Here is a 16,180-nt window from a genome sequence, read left to right on the forward strand (position 1 = left end):
CCGGACGCCCCCCGACAGAGGGCCTGCAACGAGGCTCCTGTGAGGAGTGAAGTTGGGTGGTACCACGCGCCGGCAGGCCGCGTCCCAGCACACGCTGAGGCGCGGCCTGCCGCTGCGGCACCGACCCCACTCCCGGAGGCACGTCCATGCACATGACCAGTATTCCCTTCGGCACCACCGACTGGGCGGCCGTCGAAACCACCGTCCACGCTGGGGAAACCGGGCAGGCGCTCTGGCGCACCCAGGTCTTCGGCGACAGCCAGATCCGCGTGCGGCTGGTCGAGTACTCCGCCGGATACGTCTCGGATCACTGGTGCCACAAGGGACATGTGCTGTTCGTGCTGGACGGCGAACTCCACACCGAGCTGCAGGACGGCCGCACCTTCACCCTGACGCCCGGCATGAGCTATCAGGTCGCCGACGGCGCCGAGGCCCACCGCTCGCGCACCCGAACCGGCGCGCGGCTGTTCATCGTGGACTGACCCGGCGGCCGACCTCCCCCACCCCTTTCCCACCCACCCAGGAGCCCCCATGACCACCCAGGACACCCCCCACCTCCCCGGCCAGACCATGTTCACGCCCGTTCAGCCGAACCCCAGTTTCCCCAGGATGGAAGAAGAGCTGCTGACGTGGTGGCAGGAGAAGCGCATCTTCGAGCGCTCGATGGAGGCGACCAGGGGCGGCCCGAGCTTCACCTTCTACGAGGGGCCGCCCACCGCCAACGGGGTGCCGGGCATCCACCACGTCGAGGCGAGATCCCTGAAGGACCTCTTTCCGCGCTTCAAGACCATGCAGGGCTACTCGGTGCCGCGCAAGGCGGGCTGGGATACCCACGGGTTGCCGGTGGAGATCGCTGTCGAGAAGAAGCTGGGCCTGAAGTCCAAGCGCGAGGTGGAGGCCTACGGCATCGACCGCTTCAACGCCGAGTGCCGCGCCACGGTCTTCGAGTACGAGCAGGACTGGCGCAAATTTACGGAGCGCATGGCCTACTGGGTCAACCTGGACGAGCCCTACATGACGCTGCACCCGAACTACATCGAGAGCGTGTGGTGGAGCGTCAAGCGGCTCGACGAGAAGGGCCTGCTGTATAAGGGCTTCCGGGTCGCGCCCTACTGCCCGAAGGACGGCACGACGCTCTCCAACGCCGAGGTCAGCGAGGGCTACAAGGACATCCAGGATCCCAGCATCTACGTGACCTTCGCGCTGCGCGATCCGGCGGCCCTGGGGCTGGACGCGGGCGCGGCCTTCCTGGTCTGGACGACCACCCCCTGGACGCTGCCCTACAACGTGGGCGTGGCCCTGCACCCGGACTTCGAGTACGTGGCGGCGAAGGACAGGGAGGGGCGCACGCTGATCCTGGCGCGCTCGCTGCTCGCCGAGGTGCTGGGCGAGGACGCCGAGGTCGTGAAGATGTTCCGGGGCACCGAGCTGGAGCGCGTGGCCTACGAGCCGCCCTTCACCGAGGCCTACGAGGCCGAGGGCGAGGGCCGGCCGGTCTGGATGAGCGGCCTGGACACCTACGTGTCGGATTCCGACGGCACCGGCATCGTGCACACGGCGCCGGCCTTCGGGGAGGACGACATGCGCCTCGCCCGTACCTACGGCTTTCCGGTGATCGTGGGGGTGGACGAGACCGGCAAGCACCGCTTCGGGCCGTGGGCGGGCGTGTTCTTCCGCGACGCGAACACCGAGATCGTGCGCGACCTGCGGGCGCGGGGGGTGATGTGGAAAGAGAAGAACTTCATGCACTCGTACCCGCACTGCTGGCGCTGCGGCACGCCGCTGATGTACTACGCGACCGAGAGCTGGTACCTGAACAACACCTCGATGAAGGCCCGCCTGATCGAGCTGAACCAGACCATCGACTGGCACCCCGCGCACATCAGGAACGGCCGCTACGGCGGCTGGCTGGAGAACCTGATCGACTGGAACCTGAGTCGCAACCGCTACTGGGGCACGCCGCTGCCGATCTGGGAGGCCGAGGACGGCGAATACCGGGTGATCGGTTCGTATGCCGAGCTGGCCGAGCTGAGCGGGCGCCCCGAGGTGGCCGGCCCCGACTTCGACCCGCACCGCCCCTACGTGGACGACGTGACCTTCGAACAGGGCGGCAAGACCTTCCGGCGCGTGCCCTACGTCATGGACGTCTGGTACGACTCGGGCTCGATGCCCTTCGCGCAGCACCACTACCCCTTCGAGAACAGGGAACTGTTCGAGGGGGGCGGCTTCCCGGCCGACTACATCGCCGAGGCCATCGACCAGACGCGCGGCTGGTTCAACTCGCTGCACCAGATCGGCACCATGGTCTTCGACTCGGTGGCCTACAAGTCGGTGATCTGCGCCGGGCACTTCCTGGACGAGAAGGGGCAGAAGATGTCCAAGTCCAAGGGGAACGTGCTGAACCCCTGGGACGTGTTCGAGGCGTACGGGGCCGACGCGGCGCGCTGGTACACCTACGTGTCCGCGCCGCCCGAGCTGTCGCGGCGGGTGGGCCTGAACGTGATCGGCGAGTCGTTTCGCTCGTACTTCCTGACGCTCTGGAACACCTACTCGTTTTTCGTGCTGTACGCGAATCTGGATCGGCCCGATCTGGACGCCGCGCCGCCCGCCGCCGAGCGGCCCGAGGTGGATCGCTGGCTGCTCGCCAAGGTGCAGGCGCTGGTGAAGACGGTGACGGGCGCGCTGGAGAACTACGATCCCACCACGTCCAGCCGGGCGCTGCAGGAGTTCGTGGTCGAGGACCTCAGCAACTGGTACGTGCGGCGCAACCGCCGGCGCTTCTGGGCCGGGGACGGGCAGGTGGACGTGAGCGCCTACGCCACGCTGCACACCGCGCTCGTCACGGTGACGCAGCTCACGGCGCCCTTCACGCCCTTCCTGGCCGAGACGCTGTACCAGAATCTGGTGCGCAGCGCCTCACCCGGCGCGCCCGAGAGCGTCCATCTGGGGTCATGGCCGCTGGTGGACGACTCGCTCAGCGCGCCCGCGCTCGTGGGCGAGATGGACGCCGTGCTGCGGGTCGTGAGCCTGGGCCGGGCGGTGCGGGGGCAGACCGGCCTGCGACAGCGCCAGCCGCTCCCTAAGGTGATGCTGCGGGCCCGCACGGCCGAGATGACCCGCGCCCTGGGCCGCTTCGAGGGCCAGATCCGGGAGGAGCTGAACGTCAAGGAGGTCGAGTTGCTCGACCAGTACGCCGAACTCGTGAGTTACCAGCTGCGCCCCAACCTGGCGCTGCTGGGCAAGAAGTTCGGCAAGGCCGTGCCCCAGGTGCGCGCGGCGCTGGCGGCGGCGGACGCCTCGGAGGTCGCCCGCGCCGTGCGCGACGGCAAGTTCTTCGAGGTGGTCAGTCCTGAGGGCGAGCGCTACGAGCTGGGGCCGGACGAGGTGCTGGTGGACGCGAAGAGCCCCGAGGGCTTCGCCGCCCAGGAGGAGGCGGGCTATCTGGTCGCCTTCGACACCACCCTGACCCGCGAGCTGGAGCTGGAGGGCCTGGCCCGCGACCTGGTGCGCGGCATTCAGGACGGTCGGAAGGGCGCCGGCTTCCAGGTCTCCGACCGCATCACCCTGCACCTGGAGCTGGACGGCGACGCCCGCGAGGCCGCCGAGGCGTGGCAGGAGTACCTGATGTCGGAAACGCTGGCCGAGACGCTGGTGTTCGGAGTCGCCGAGGGCTTCCGGGCCGAGGTCGAGGGCGGCGCGGCGTATCTGGCGAAGGTGGAGGCCAGCGGCCTGACCACGGACGCCTGATGGCGACGGAACTCAAGCCCGTGGTCACCGCCGAGGACACCCTGGAACGCCTGGACATCCGGCTGGGCCGGGTGGTGGAGGTTCAGCCGGAGCCGGGCGCAGCGAAAGCGTCCTACCGCCTGACGGTGGACTTCGGGAAGTTCGGGCGGCGTCTCAGCGTGGGGCGCTTCACGGGCCACACGCCGGAGGAGCTGCTGGGCCGGCAGGTTCTGGGTGTGTTGAATTTCGAGCCGCGCGCCGTCGGCACGGCGATCTCGGAGGTGCTGATCCTGGGGGTTCAGTTTCCGGGAGCGGCCAGTGGCGAGGCGACGTTCCTGACGCCGGCGGTGGAGGCGCGGCTCGGCAGCAAGGTGTTCTGAGGCGAGAGGGAGCGGGGCGATGTCTGATGGAAAGACACCGCCCCGCTCCCCCGATACCGACGCGGGCTCTACGCCATCGGGCAGGCCATGAAGCCGTAGGTGCCGGGGCCGACGTGGGCGCCGATCACCGGGCCGATCAGCTGCACGCGGCCCTTGCGGACGTTCAGGCCGCTGGAGGCGACCGCCGTGCGCAGCGCGTTGATGCGGCCCGAGTCGCGGCCGGCGTGGGCGATGGTCACGGAGATGGGCTCGTGGCCGAAGCGGGCGCGTAGCTGCTCCAGCATGTCGCTGGAGGCCTGATCCGCCTTGATGCGGCGCACGGCCTTGAGTTCGCCGTGGCTGAACTGCAGGATAGGCCGCACCCCCAGCATGTTCGCCATGAACTCCTGCGCCCGGCCGATGCGCCCGCCCCGGCGCAGGTACTCCAGCGAGGCCACGCTGAATTCCGCGAACATCTCCTCGCCCACGGTCTGCACGGCCTGGACAGCATCCAGGTGGGAGCCGCCGCGCTGCACGGTGGCCTGGGCAGCCATCACGGCCTCGGCCAGCGGCGTACTGGCCAGCTCACTGTCGACCACGTGGATGCGGTGGCGGCCGTCGAGGCTGCGGGCCGCCTGCTGGGCGTGGCGCACGGTATCCGACAGCTTGCCCGAGAGATGGATGCTCACCACGTGATCGTGGGTCTGCAGCAGTTCCTCGTATTTGCGGACGAAGGCCTCCACCTCGACCGGGGCGGTGGTGGCCATGCCGCCGGTCTTCATGTGGTCGTACACGGCGTCCGGGTCGATCTCCTGCCAGTCGAGCATCCGGCGTTCACGCAGACTGACCGTCAGGGGAAGCAGATGGATGCCCAGCTGCCGCGCACTGTCCGGGGGCAGGTCGCACGTCGAGTCGGTCAGCACAGCGATCATACTGAGAGTCTGATGTGCAGAAAAAAAGTTTTCCGTGAGATATTCTGCGTCTTCACTTCACACAGCTTAATGAAGTAATTGGTGACAATGGTGAAAGAGGGTCGCCTGGCCCGGGGCTCCTGCCCGGTTCCCCCTGGAATTACGGACGGCCCCCCAGGCGGCCTCTATACTCCGCAGTCATGACCGCTTGCTCTCATCCGTCTCCGGCCGGGCGCCGCCGATGAAGGTGGCCGTGCTCTGCCACGCCAGTGCCGGCGGCTCCGGCGTGGTGGCCACCGAACTGGGCCTGATGGTGGCCCGCGCCGGACACGAGGTTCACTTCGTGGGCTCGGCCCAGCCGTTCCGGCTCTCGGGTCACGGGGGCATGGCCGGCCCCTACTTCCATCAGGTCAGTTCGTTCGCCTACGCCCTGTTCGAGCAGCCCTTTCCCGAACTGGCCGCCGCGAACACCCTCACCGAGGTGATCCTGGAGCACGAGGTCGAGCTGTCGCACGCGCACTACGCGATTCCGCACGCGACCGCCGCCATCCATGCCAAGGCCATCACCGGCCGCTCGCGCGTCATGACCACCCTGCACGGCACCGACGTCACGCTGGTGGGCGCCGAGCCCGCCTTCCGGCACACGACCCGCCACGCCATCGAGCGCAGCGACCACGTGACGGCCGTGTCGCACTTCCTGGCCCAGCAGACCCAGGAACTGTTCGGCACCGGGCGCGAGATCGAGGTGATCCACAACTTCGTGGATGCCGAGCGCTTCCAGCGCATTCCCGACCCGGCGGTGCGGGCCCGCTTCGCCCACCCGGACGAGGCGCTGCTGGTGCATGTCAGCAACTTCCGCCCGGTCAAGCGGGTCGAGGACGTGGTGCAGGTGTTTTCCCGCGTGGCGAGCGAGATGCCCGCCCGCCTGCTGATGATCGGCGACGGCCCGGATCGCCCGCGCGCCTTCGAACTCGCGCAGCAGCTCGGGATCATCGGCCGCACCCACTTCCTGGGCTCGTTTCCCGATGTCGAGACGGTGCTGGGCATCTCCGACCTGTTCCTGTTGCCGAGCAGCAAGGAGAGCTTCGGGCTGGCCGCGCTGGAGGCCATGAGCTGCGAGGTACCGGTGGTCGCGGCGCGGGCAGGCGGGATTCCCGAGGTGGTCGAGAACGGCCTGACGGGGGTGCTGTGCGCGGTGGGCGACGTGGACGGCATGGCCCACGCGGCGCTGAGGATTCTGCGCGACCGCGACCTGTACCTGCAGATGGGCCGCGCCGGGAGGCAGGCCGCCCTGACCCGGTTCCACCCGAACCTGATCGTGCCCCAGTACCTCCGGGCCTACGAGCGGACGATCACGGGCTGATCCGGGTCAGGCGGACGCGGAGGCGCGTTCGGCCACGGCTCAGGGTGCCCGGATCACCTGATCCGGTGCGCCGCCAGTGGAGGCCGCCGAGTCCAGAGGACGCAAGTCGGAACGTAGCCAGCCTCAGCCGCTCACAGGCGACGCCCTCGTTCCCCTTCCCGTCATGGGACGCGTTTGGAACGGTTGCGGAGAGGGTGTTGGGGAGGGATGCTGACAGTCTCGTAACGCGGTCGCTGAACAACTCGGTTGGTGCTGTCCGGGACGCCATCTAAGTTCTTCCCCGCTGCTGCGCAACTCTCCGAGTCCCAGCCTCCCCCGCCAGGAGGGAGGAGCCAAAAACCTCGTGGTCATCGCCTTTGGAAAGGCACTCAGCCGAGACAGTCCGGACTCCTGGTTGGAGAGGATGAGGGTCAGGGGGGGGAGGAAGCCAGTCCAGTTTCAAATCCTCACTTCTCGGCGGAGGGTCTCCTCGTACCAAATAACAACAGGCCCCGCCGGGGGGCCTGTTCAGGCTCTGTGAATCCGATTTCTTGAATCCGACTTCAGCGGCCCATGCGGACGGACACGGCGCGGTCGTCTGTGAAGGGCGTGACCTTGACCGCCCGGCCGACGTCCACGATATAGGCGTTCCAGCCGCGTTTGAGGGCGGCCTCGTAGCCCTTGTTCGCCGTCACCTTGACGTCGGCGTTCACCCAGACCACGAACAGGGTCGCCTTCCCCACGTTCGGCGCGACCTCACGCAGCGTTTCGGCGTCGTCGTGACGGCCGTTCTGGTTCTGATCCTGGTAGGCGAAGAATTTCAGCTCGGCCGACTGCACCGGGGCGCTGACGGCCACGGGGTCGATCACGCCGGGCCAGGAGACGTTCTGCGGGGTCAGGTTGACCTGGGCGCGGGCGGTCGGGGCCGTGGCGGGCAGCTCCAGCCTGAAGCGGCCGCCCTCGACCGGCACGCTCACGACCTCCTGCAGGGGCTGACCAAAGGGGGTGACCACGAAGCCGCTGATCCGCGTATCGGCCCCGGCCCCCTCGACCGTCCCCGTCACAGTGAGGGCGGCCGCCTGACCGGCAGTCAGGGTGAGCAGGAACGGAACGAGCAGACGGCGGTTCATGGCCTCAGTGTACGCAGGGGGCTGACCCGCATGTGACCCGAGATGACGATTTCTTCATGCTGCGTGAACGGCGGTGGGGGGACGACGCCCCCTGGGCACCGTCCCCCCATCCTGAGCTGTCTTTACAGCTTCAGCGCCTGCTTCACCAGATCGATGATCTGGGGCATGGTGTCGGCCACCGGCACGTTCGCGGCCCCGAAGGCGGCGAGCTTACTCTCCGGCGTGCCCACGTTGCCCATGATGATGGCGCCGGCGTGGCCCATGCGCTTGCCCGCCGGAGCGGAGCGGCCGCTGATGAAGGCCACGACGGGCTTTTTCATGTGCGCGGCGATGTACTCGGCCGCCGCTTCCTCGTCGGCGCCGCCGATCTCGCCGATCACGATCACGGCGTCGGTGTCCGGGTCGGCCTCGAACATGGGGAGTACGTCGGCGAAGGTCGTGCCGATGACCGGGTCGCCGCCGATCCCCACGGTGGTGCTGGTGCCCAGGCCGGCGTCGTTCAGCAGCTTGGCGGCCTCGTAGGTCAGGGTGCCCGAACGGCTGATCAGGCCGATGCGGCCCGGCTTCTCGTAGATGCGGTTGGGCATGATGCCCACCTTGGCTTCCCCGTTGGTGACCAGACCGGGGCAGTTGCCGCCGATCAGCCGGATGCCCTGGCCGCCCCCGGCGCGGCTGGCGGCGTCCAGCGCCTTCACTTCCTGCACGGCCTTCATCATGTCGATGGTCGGCACGCCCTCGGTGATCAGCACGATCAGCGGGATGCCAGCGTGGGCAGCCTCCAGCACGGCGTCGGCGGCGCCCGCGGGAGGAACGAAGATGATGCTCACGTTGGCGCCGGTCGCGGCCTTGGCCTCGGCCACGGAGTTAAACACTGGCCAGCCCTCGAAGTCCGTGCCGCCCTTGCCGGGGGTCACGCCCGCGACGACCTGGGTGCCGAATTCCTTCATGGCGCGCGAGTGGCTCGCCCCTTCACGGCCGGTCATGCCCTGCACGATGACCTTGCTGTCCTTGTTGACGAGAATGCCCATTATTTGGCCTCCGAGGCGTTGGCTTCCTTGGCGGCCTCGTCGGCGGCCTCGAACATGGTGGAGTACATCTGGATCAGCGGGGAGTTGACCTCGGCCAGCAGGGCCTTGGCCTCGTCCTCAGCGGTGCCGGCGATCCGCATCCGCACGGGCTTGGTCAGGATGCCGTCTTTCAGCGCCTGGATGACGCCCTTGGCGACCTCGTCGGCGCGGGTGATGCCGCCGAAGATGTTGATGAAGATGGCCCTGACGTCGCTGTCCTTGGAGACCAGCTTGATGGCGTTGTACACGATGTCGGCCTTGGCGCCGCCGCCGATGTCGAGGAAGTTGGCGGGCTTGGCCCCGGCGCGGTTCACGACGTCCAGCGAGGTCATCACGATGCCGGCTCCGTTGCCCAGCACGCCGACGTTGCCGTGGTCGAGCTTGACGTAGGCGAAGCCGTACTTGCTGGCCTCGATCTCCAGGGGGTGCTCGGCTTCCAGTTCGCGCCAGTCGGCGAGATCCTTGTGGCGGTACATGGCGTTGTCGTCGATCTCGAACTTGGTGTCCAGCGCCAGCGGCACGCCGTCCGGGCCGACGAACAGCGGGTTGATCTCGACCAGCACGGCGTCGCGGGCGAAGGCGGCCTCGCTCATCTTGACCATCATGTCGGCGATCTTGTTCAGGTTGCCCTTGAAGCCCGCCTTGATGGCCACCTCGCGCGCCTCGTAGGGGCGCAGGCCGGTGACCGGATCGACGCGGTGCTTGATGATCTTCTCGGGGGTCGCGGCGGCCACTTCCTCGATCTCCATGCCGCCCTCGGCCGAGGCCATCAGCGTGAAGCTCTGCTCGTTGCGGTCGACGATCATGCCGACGTAGTACTCGGTGCCGGCGTCGATGTCCACGGCCTTGGTGACCAGCACCTTGTTCACGGTCAGGCCCTTGATGTCCATGCCGAGAATCTTTTCGCCGTTCTCGAAGGCCTTGTCGGCGTCCGGGCTGAATTTCACGCCGCCCGCCTTGCCGCGCCCGCCCACGTGCACCTGCGCCTTCACCACGACCGCCTGACCGTAGTCACGGGCGATCTGACGCACCTCGTCGGGGGTCTGGGCGACCCGGCCGTCCTGCACGTTCACGCCGAACTGGCGCAAAATGTCCTTGCCCTGATACTCGTGAAGTTTCACGGTCTTGCCTCCTGAGGGTTGTATGAGGGGAGTTCTCTGAGTTGCTGGCCGCCTCGCGGGCCGACTGCTGTTCTTTCCCGAAGAACGAGTATAAGCGTGGCCCCGCGAAGCGGAGGCGTCTTGTCCCTGATCCGGGAACAGCCGCGGCCGTGCCGCGCTCCTCTCCCCCACCCCGCGCCCCCAGCGCCACTTCTCCCGCGGCGAGGTGGCGTGTTAGCTTGCCGGGATGACGCAACTGGACTCTTTACGGGCCGCCCTGGGCCGCGCCGGCGTGGACGCCCTGTGGATCAGCGACCCGGCGAACGTGCGGGCGGTCAGCGGCTTTACCGGCGGCAAGGACGGCAAGGTGCTGGTCGCCGGGGACGGGGCCACGCTGTACACGGACGCCCGCTATACGGTGCAGGCCCAGGAGGAATCGGCGCTGCCCCAGGTCATCGCCCGGCCGCCGGAGACCTACCGGCACGCGGCGGGCGCGCTGCAGGGCCTGCGGGTGGGCTTCGAGGCCGACCGCCTGACCGTGGCGGAGCTGGACGACCTGCGGGAACACTGGCCCGGCGCCGACCTCGTGCCCACGCGCGGGCTGGTGCAGGCACTCCGCCGCCGCAAGTCAGGCGCGGAACTCGCCCACATCCGGGAGGCGCAGCGCATCGCAGACGCCGCCTTCGCGGGGGTGCGCCCCTCCATCCAGGCGGGCGCGCGGGAACTCGACATCGCCCTGGAGCTGGAGCTGGCGATGCGTCGCGCGGGCGCCCAGAGCGCTTTCGAGATCATCGTGGCGAGCGGGCCGAACGGCGCCAGGCCGCACGGGGTCGCGTCTACGCGGGTCATCAGGGACGGCGAACTGGTCACGGTGGACATGGGGGCGCGGGTGGGCGGCTACCACAGCGACATGACCCGCACGGTGGCGGTGGGCGATCCGGGCGCCGAACTGCGCCGGATGTACCGGGCCGTGCTGGAGGCCGAGGAAACGGCCATCGCGGCGGTGCGCCCCGGCGTCCGGGCGGCCGATCTGGACAGGGTGGCCCGCGACCTCCTGACCGGGCACGGGCTGGGCGAGGCGTTCGCGCATTCGCTGGGGCACGGCGTGGGGCTCGACGTCCACGAGGGGCCCAGCCTGCGCGACGTCAGCGAGGACGTGCTGGAGGCGGGCATGGTGATCACCATCGAACCCGGCGTGTACGTGCCCGGCGTGGGCGGCGTGCGGATCGAGGATCTGGTGCTGGTGACCGAGACCGGCCACGAGGTGCTGAGCACGTCGGTCAAGGAGCGGCTGTGAGGGGCTGGATGCTGGGTCTGGCCCTGCTGGCCTCGGCCGGGGCGCAGGGCTACACGGTGCAGCCGGGCGACACCTTCTGGGAGCTGGCGCAGCGGTACGGGGTCGCGGTGGCGGCGCTGCAGGCGGCCAATCCGGGCGAGCTGCGGGCCGGCCAGGTGCTGCAGCTGCCGGGCGCCGCCCCCCGCGCCAGCGCCGACGACGCGCCTGTGCCCGCCGCCACGGTCTTCCAGCGTGGTCAGGCCGTGTACTACGGGGGCCGGCGCGACGCCCGCACGGTCATGACCGCTGCCCACCTGAGCCTGCCGATGGGCACCTGGGTGCGGGTCGTCCACCAGCGCTCGGGCCGCAGCGTGGACGTGCTGATCAACGACCGGGGGCCGTTCGGCATCCCGTCGCGCATCATCGACCTCTCGGACGACGCGGCGCGGGTGCTGGGCATCCTGAGCGAGGGCATCGCCCCCGTGACGCTCACCATCCTGTCCAGGCCGTGAAGGCGGGAAAGGCGGGAAAGAGGCCGACCCCCGCCGATATGAAGACCATTGACCGGAGCCGGCTCATGACCGGTGTTAGAATCTTCCGGGTCTCAAGCCACACACGGTTACACCTGATGTGTTTCACCCCACCGAGGAGGATGGTTTAAATGACGATGGACACAGCCCTGCTGACGCTGGACACGCTCGCCAAGTACCTGAAAGAGAAGGAAGTCCAGCTGGACATGGAAGACAACAACGGCCAGCGCTTCATCCGCATGGGCTGGCGCTTCGAGATGGGCGACGCCGCCGTGCTGGTGAGCGTCAACGACGGCCCGAACAACACCAGCCGCCTGGAGATCACCTGCGTGACCCAGAAGCAGTACAACGAGCGCCGCAACGAGGTCGTGAACATGCTCAACGACCGCAACCGCGAGCGCGCCTTCGCCCGTTCCATCGACGCCGACGGCAACGTCTGGCTGGAATACGTGGGCTTCTACCCCACCCTGGCCGAGATGCCCCAGGAGACCTTCGACACGCTGTTCGGCGGCGTGCTGATGCACTTCCAGGACGACTACGGCTCGCTCGAGGGCGTGACGCCCGGCGGCGGGATGCAGGTTCAGCAGCCCCAGGCCTGAGCTTCCACCGGAGGGCGGGTCGATCCTGCCCTCTTGCTTATCCGTAGTAAGTGAATTGTTTCACGATAAATCGCGCCCGTGAATTTTTTGTTGAATCATTCGCCTGATTCTCTGCCTTCTCCTGGCTCCTGCTTCCCTTCTGACGGATTTCAGGTGCACAGTGGGGACATGCGACGCCTCCTGAGCCTGATCTGTGCGGCCAGCTGCTCGGCCCTGGCCCACCAGCCCCTGTTCAACGCCGGCCCGGCCACGCGTGAGGCCCCCTACGTGATCTCGCAGGTGGCCGTGTCGAAGGTCATCACGGCCCAGAGCCGGGGCGCCGGGCAGCACTGGTACCGGCTGACGGTGCCGGACGGTTTCGTGCTGGACGCCACGCTCTTTGTCGGTGGCTCCTGCGCTGCGTCGTTCGCGCCGAAGCTGTGGCTGGTCGGGCCGGGGCTCGCACAGGAGTCGGCCCCCTTCGAGACGGGCTCAGACGGCGCCGTGACCGTGCCGGGACGCTGGGCGGCGTACCAGGGACATGGCCTGACGGCACGCAAAGGCGACACGCTCCGGCGCACGCTGAATGCAGGGAGCTACTTTCTGGTCGTCGACCGGGGCGACACGCCAGGGTGGGTCATGCTGTCGCTGGGGGGGCGCGAGGAGGCCGGCGGGACGGCGGAGGGACGGGCCGCCCTGGGCCGCTTCAACCGCTGCCAGTGATGGGGCGTCCGTCTCCTTCTGATGTCCGAATCCCTGGAAGGGCACTGCTGAGATCGTCCATCGCCCATGAGTCCGGCTGGTCTCCGGCCCTGCCTAGCCCTTCTGCTGGCGCCGCTGGTCGGATCGAATCCTGCAGAGACCGGCCTGGGTCGGAGTCCGCCCTCGCTCAGCCCCGCCCGTCGAGCAGTTCCTCCAGCCGATCAACGTAGCCTGCCAGGGTGCGGAAGGTCGCCTCTACGGGCCCGGGGCTCAGCATGTCCACCCCGGCCTCCCTCAGGGCGTCGATGGGATCGAGGCTGCCGCCGGACTTGAGGCAGCGCAGGTAGGTCTCGCGGGCAGTGTCCGGGCCGGCCGTGAACTGCTCCAGGAGCTGGTGCGCGGCGCTGATGCCGGTGGCGTACTGGTAGGCGTAGAAGTTGGCGTACAGGTGCGTGGAGAACTGCGCCCACATGATGCCGCTGCGCTCACGATCCATGCTCACGCCGTCGCCGTAGCCCTCGGCCAGCAGGTCGGCGGTGAGCGAGATGAGATCCGGGGCGCTGAGGGTGCCGCCCGCCTCGATGCGGCGATAACACTCCAGCTCGAAGGCCGCCAGGGTCGGCATGATGAAGAAGTAGCGGTGGAAGTTCGACAGCGCCTCCTCGATGATCTGCACCTCGAACTCGGTGTCTCCGGCGGCGCGTGCCCGTTCCAGCAGGTGCGCCCTGACCATCGCCTGATTGAAGTTGCTGGCGACCTCGGCGTGGAACAGCGTGTAGCGCGGCACGGAGAAGGGGTGCTCGCGGGTCGAGAGCAGCGAGTGCATGGAGTGGCCGATCTCATGGGCCAGCGTGGAATACGAGTTCATGGTGCCGTTCCAGGTCATGAAGATGAACGGCTTGACCCGCCCGCCGCCGTTGGAATAGGCGCCCTGACGCTTGCCCTGGTTCTCGGCGTAGTCGACCCAGCGCTCGGTGGTCAGGCCCCGGCGCATTTCGGTCACGTACTCGTCGCCCAGCGGGGCCATGCCCGCACAGATCCAGTCCACCGCCTGCCCGTAGCTCACCTCACGGCTGGGCACCAGGGCGGCCTTGACGTCGTATTCGCGCAGCTCGTCCAGGCCCAGCCACGCGCGGCGCACCTTCCAGTAGCGGTGCCAGGTGGGGGTGTGGGCGCGGTAGGTGTCCAGCAGCGTGGTCACCACGCCGACGGGGATGTTGTCCGGAGCGAGGCTGGCGGTGATGGCGTCGGGGTAGGAGCGGGCCTGGGCCAGGAAGGCGCTCTGCCGGACATTGGTGGCGTACATGGCGGCCTGGGCGTGCCGCACGGCCAGGTGGGCGTCGGCGTAGCCCTCCCAGGCCTCGCGGCGGGTCTCGCGGGCGCCGTGGCTGGTCAGGCGATCCACGTTGCCCTGGGTGACCTCCTCGCCACCGGCCGTGCCGAAGCGCAGATCCATGTTCGCCAGGGCCGGGTGGATGCCGCGCCCGGAGGCGAAGGGGGCCTGCACGGCGCCCAGCAGGGCCTCAACCTCGGCGGAGCGGACATGCGGCTTGTTGCGCAGCAGGCGCGTGAGGCGCACCCGCTGGTCGGCGAAGTCCGGGCGCCCGAGCCACCCGGACAGGGTCTCGTCGGGGAGAGCCAGCAGTTCAGGCTGGGCGAAGGCGGTCACGGTGCCCAGGCGGGCCATGAGGCCGGTGGCGCGGTCGCGGCGGGCGGCGGCCACGGGGTCTCGGCCGTCCACCGAGGCGGACATGCTGGCGTAGGAGAAGAAGCGCTGCGCCCGCAGCTGAACCTCATCGAACTGGTTCAGGAAGGTGAGGGTGGCCTCGGGCGATTGCAGGGTGCCCGCGAAGGGCGCCAGGGCGTCGATGACGGCCGGGAGCGCCTCGGCCTCCTGCTCCCAGGCGGCGGAGGTGGGATAGAGCGCCTCAATGTCCCAGGTCTGCTCGCGGGGAGCGTCGGCGCGGGTGGGCAGGGGCTGGACGTGGGCGGTCATGGCTGAGGCTAGCACCTGTCCTGTACAGGCCCAGCATGACCTGCAGCGAGGAACTGCAAACCGAGAGCATCCGTCTCGACGTGCTCCAGGCTCGGGGACACACCGCGGCATGGGGCTCACCTAAGATTGTCTGAATGGATTCAGAAGCCTGCGGGTTTAGGGTGGATTCAGGATGACGAGTTCCCACACATGACCAGCACCGCCCCCCCTCCCACCGCCCTGCTGCCCACGCTGATCCGGGCGCCCCACTTTCTCGGACTGGCGGCCTCGGTGTTCTTCCTGGGCTTCGGGGTATCGCTGGCCGCGCCCTTCCTGTCGCTGTACGGCGTGAATCAGATCGGCATGACGCCGCTGCAACTGGGCCTCTTCCTGACGCTGAACGCGGTGAGCGCCGTGCTGATCAGCACCCGGCTGGCCCGCTGGTCGGATCGGCTGAACGACCGCAAACCGCTGGTGCTGGTCACGCTGGGGCTGGGGGCGGTGGGCCATGTGGCGCTGGGCCTCACGGAGTCGTACCTGGGCGTGCTGCTCATCGGCATGGCCATGCTGGGGACAGGGGCCGCCGCCTTTCCGCAGGTCTTCGCTTTCGCGCGCACCCAGCTGAAGGATCTGCCCGGCGATCTGGCCGAGCGCTCTCAGACCATCCTGCGCTCGATGTTCTCGCTGGCGTGGGTGGTGGGGCCGGGGCTGGGGGCGGTGGCGCTGGCCCGCTTCGACTTCGCGGGCGTGTTCTTCCTGGCCGCGCTCTGCCTGGCGCTGGCCGCCCTGCCGATCGTGCTGAGCCGGGCGGGACACAGGGCGAACAGTGCCACCCAGGCGGTCTCGTCGGGCCCGCACAAGCCCGCCACCCCCGCCCGGCCACTGCCCTGGGTCGCCGTGGCCTTCGTGCTGTACGGCATGAGCATGATCATGGCGATGAACATGTTTCCGCTGTTCATCACCAAGACGCTGGGGGGCACGACCGGCGAGGTCGGCTTTCTGGTCAGCCTGTGCGCGCTGCTGGAGATTCCGATCATGCTGGCGCTGGTCACGCTGCGCCGCCTGCCCTCTGTGGAGTGGCTGGTCAAGGGCGCGATGGGCCTGTTCGTGCTGCACTTCGCCCTGATGGCCCTGGCGCAGGAGATGACGCTGCTGGTGGTGACCCAGGTGATCCGCTCGCTGGTGCTGGCGATCCTGGCCGGGCTGGGCATGACCTACTTCCAGCAACTCATGCCGGGGCGGGTGGGCACGGCGACCACGCTGTTCTCGAACACCATGAACGTCGGGGGGATGCTGGCCGGCATCGTGTCGGGCGCCTGGGCGCAGGCCTTCGGCTACCGCGAGGTGTATGTGCTGTGTGCCGCGCTGACCTTCGCGGCCTGGGCGGTGATGCAGGTGATCACGCGGCCGGGGCGCCGGGCGGCGCGGGCTCCTCGGGAACGGAACGGGTGACCCGGAGCATGTCCGGCACGGCGGCGCCCGGC

The 16,180-nt window shown here is 68.7% G+C and carries 14 protein-coding genes; 9 read left to right on the plus strand and 5 right to left on the minus strand.

What is annotated here, in order from left to right; translation table 11 throughout:
* Window positions 1-152: 152 nt before the first annotated feature.
* From CVO96_RS00270 to CVO96_RS00280, 3 genes are read left to right on the plus strand one after another with little or no spacing between them, the layout of a single operon-like run.
* A complete protein-coding gene (locus CVO96_RS00270; RefSeq protein WP_243398087.1) occupies window positions 153-482 on the plus strand; it encodes a DHCW motif cupin fold protein in 330 nt (109 codons plus the stop codon).
* A 49-nt stretch (window positions 483-531) separates the two neighbouring features.
* On the plus strand, window positions 532-3,747 hold the full coding sequence (ileS, locus tag CVO96_RS00275; protein ID WP_279326984.1) for an isoleucine--tRNA ligase: 3,216 nt from the start codon (window positions 532-534) through the stop codon (window positions 3,745-3,747).
* Window positions 3,747-4,106 (plus strand): tRNA-binding protein, encoded by a 360-nt coding sequence (locus tag CVO96_RS00280; RefSeq protein ID WP_103309058.1) that lies wholly within the window; start codon window positions 3,747-3,749, stop codon window positions 4,104-4,106. Before ileS ends, CVO96_RS00280 begins: the two co-directional genes overlap by 1 nt.
* Window positions 4,107-4,174: 68 nt before the next feature.
* On the opposite strand, the gene CVO96_RS00285 is transcribed toward CVO96_RS00280, so the two are convergent.
* Window positions 4,175-5,017: a DegV family protein gene (locus tag CVO96_RS00285; protein ID WP_103309062.1), complete on the minus strand. Its 843-nt coding sequence runs from the start codon at window positions 5,015-5,017 to the stop codon at window positions 4,175-4,177.
* Window positions 5,018-5,237: 220 nt separating this feature from the next.
* Between CVO96_RS00285 and bshA the strand changes: the two genes are divergently transcribed.
* Window positions 5,238-6,359 carry an N-acetyl-alpha-D-glucosaminyl L-malate synthase BshA gene (bshA, locus tag CVO96_RS00290; RefSeq protein WP_103309064.1) on the plus strand — a complete coding sequence of 374 codons (1,122 nt, stop codon included), beginning with the start codon at window positions 5,238-5,240 and terminating at the stop codon, window positions 6,357-6,359.
* A 542-nt stretch (window positions 6,360-6,901) separates the two neighbouring features.
* On the opposite strand, the gene CVO96_RS00295 is transcribed toward bshA, so the two are convergent.
* The 3 genes from CVO96_RS00295 to sucC form a co-directional block, all read right to left on the minus strand.
* Complete coding sequence (locus CVO96_RS00295; protein ID WP_103309068.1) at window positions 6,902-7,468, minus strand: hypothetical protein; 567 nt, start codon at window positions 7,466-7,468, stop codon at window positions 6,902-6,904.
* A gap of 122 nt (window positions 7,469-7,590) precedes the next feature.
* Window positions 7,591-8,496, minus strand: coding sequence for a succinate--CoA ligase subunit alpha (gene sucD, locus CVO96_RS00300; RefSeq protein WP_103309072.1), 906 nt, complete (start codon window positions 8,494-8,496; stop codon window positions 7,591-7,593).
* Window positions 8,496-9,656 carry an ADP-forming succinate--CoA ligase subunit beta gene (gene sucC, locus CVO96_RS00305; protein ID WP_103309074.1) on the minus strand — a complete coding sequence of 387 codons (1,161 nt, stop codon included), beginning with the start codon at window positions 9,654-9,656 and terminating at the stop codon, window positions 8,496-8,498. Before sucC ends, sucD begins: the two co-directional genes overlap by 1 nt.
* 226 nt (window positions 9,657-9,882) lie before the next feature.
* On the opposite strand from sucC, the gene CVO96_RS00310 reads away from it, so the two are divergent.
* From CVO96_RS00310 to CVO96_RS00325, 4 genes are all read left to right on the plus strand, one after another.
* Entirely contained in the window at window positions 9,883-10,932 is a 1,050-nt protein-coding gene (locus tag CVO96_RS00310) for a M24 family metallopeptidase (RefSeq protein ID WP_103309079.1), read from the plus strand.
* On the plus strand, window positions 10,929-11,423 hold the full coding sequence (locus CVO96_RS00315; protein WP_243398088.1) for a septal ring lytic transglycosylase RlpA family protein: 495 nt from the start codon (window positions 10,929-10,931) through the stop codon (window positions 11,421-11,423). Before CVO96_RS00310 ends, CVO96_RS00315 begins: the two co-directional genes overlap by 4 nt.
* A 149-nt stretch (window positions 11,424-11,572) precedes the next feature.
* Window positions 11,573-12,040, plus strand: a complete 468-nt coding sequence (locus CVO96_RS00320; RefSeq protein ID WP_103309084.1) for a type III secretion system chaperone family protein — start codon at window positions 11,573-11,575, stop codon at window positions 12,038-12,040.
* A 168-nt stretch (window positions 12,041-12,208) separates the two neighbouring features.
* Entirely contained in the window at window positions 12,209-12,742 is a 534-nt protein-coding gene (locus CVO96_RS00325) for a hypothetical protein (protein WP_103309086.1), read from the plus strand.
* A 166-nt stretch (window positions 12,743-12,908) separates the two neighbouring features.
* On the opposite strand, the gene pepF is transcribed toward CVO96_RS00325, so the two are convergent.
* A complete protein-coding gene (pepF, locus tag CVO96_RS00330; RefSeq protein WP_103309088.1) occupies window positions 12,909-14,717 on the minus strand; it encodes an oligoendopeptidase F in 1,809 nt (602 codons plus the stop codon).
* Between the two features lie 189 nt (window positions 14,718-14,906).
* Here pepF and CVO96_RS00335 point away from each other — a divergent pair, with 189 nt between their 5' ends.
* Window positions 14,907-16,148, plus strand: coding sequence for a sugar efflux transporter (locus tag CVO96_RS00335; RefSeq protein ID WP_103309090.1), 1,242 nt, complete (start codon window positions 14,907-14,909; stop codon window positions 16,146-16,148).
* The last annotated feature ends 32 nt before the right edge of the window (window positions 16,149-16,180 follow it).

Origin of the sequence: Deinococcus koreensis, assembly GCF_002901445.1 — a bacterium.
In the GTDB taxonomy this organism is placed as follows: Bacteria; Deinococcota; Deinococci; order Deinococcales; family Deinococcaceae; genus Deinococcus; species Deinococcus koreensis.

Bases quoted from the DNA above. Each gene is read 5' to 3' on its own strand.
- ileS (WP_279326984.1), top strand. From the start codon at position 532: ATGACCACCCAGGACACCCCCCACCTCCCCGGCCAGACCATGTTCACG.
- sucD (WP_103309072.1), bottom strand. From the start codon at position 8,496: ATGGGCATTCTCGTCAACAAGGACAGCAAGGTCATCGTGCAGGGCATG.
- CVO96_RS00295 (WP_103309068.1), bottom strand. From the start codon at position 7,468: ATGAACCGCCGTCTGCTCGTTCCGTTCCTGCTCACCCTGACTGCCGGT.
- CVO96_RS00280 (WP_103309058.1), top strand. From the start codon at position 3,747: ATGGCGACGGAACTCAAGCCCGTGGTCACCGCCGAGGACACCCTGGAA.
- pepF (WP_103309088.1), bottom strand. From the start codon at position 14,717: ATGACCGCCCACGTCCAGCCCCTGCCCACCCGCGCCGACGCTCCCCGC.
- bshA (WP_103309064.1), top strand. From the start codon at position 5,238: ATGAAGGTGGCCGTGCTCTGCCACGCCAGTGCCGGCGGCTCCGGCGTG.
- CVO96_RS00325 (WP_103309086.1), top strand. From the start codon at position 12,209: ATGCGACGCCTCCTGAGCCTGATCTGTGCGGCCAGCTGCTCGGCCCTG.
- CVO96_RS00320 (WP_103309084.1), top strand. From the start codon at position 11,573: ATGACGATGGACACAGCCCTGCTGACGCTGGACACGCTCGCCAAGTAC.
- CVO96_RS00270 (WP_243398087.1), top strand. From the start codon at position 153: ATGACCAGTATTCCCTTCGGCACCACCGACTGGGCGGCCGTCGAAACC.
- CVO96_RS00285 (WP_103309062.1), bottom strand. From the start codon at position 5,017: ATGATCGCTGTGCTGACCGACTCGACGTGCGACCTGCCCCCGGACAGT.
- CVO96_RS00335 (WP_103309090.1), top strand. From the start codon at position 14,907: ATGACCAGCACCGCCCCCCCTCCCACCGCCCTGCTGCCCACGCTGATC.
- CVO96_RS00310 (WP_103309079.1), top strand. From the start codon at position 9,883: ATGACGCAACTGGACTCTTTACGGGCCGCCCTGGGCCGCGCCGGCGTG.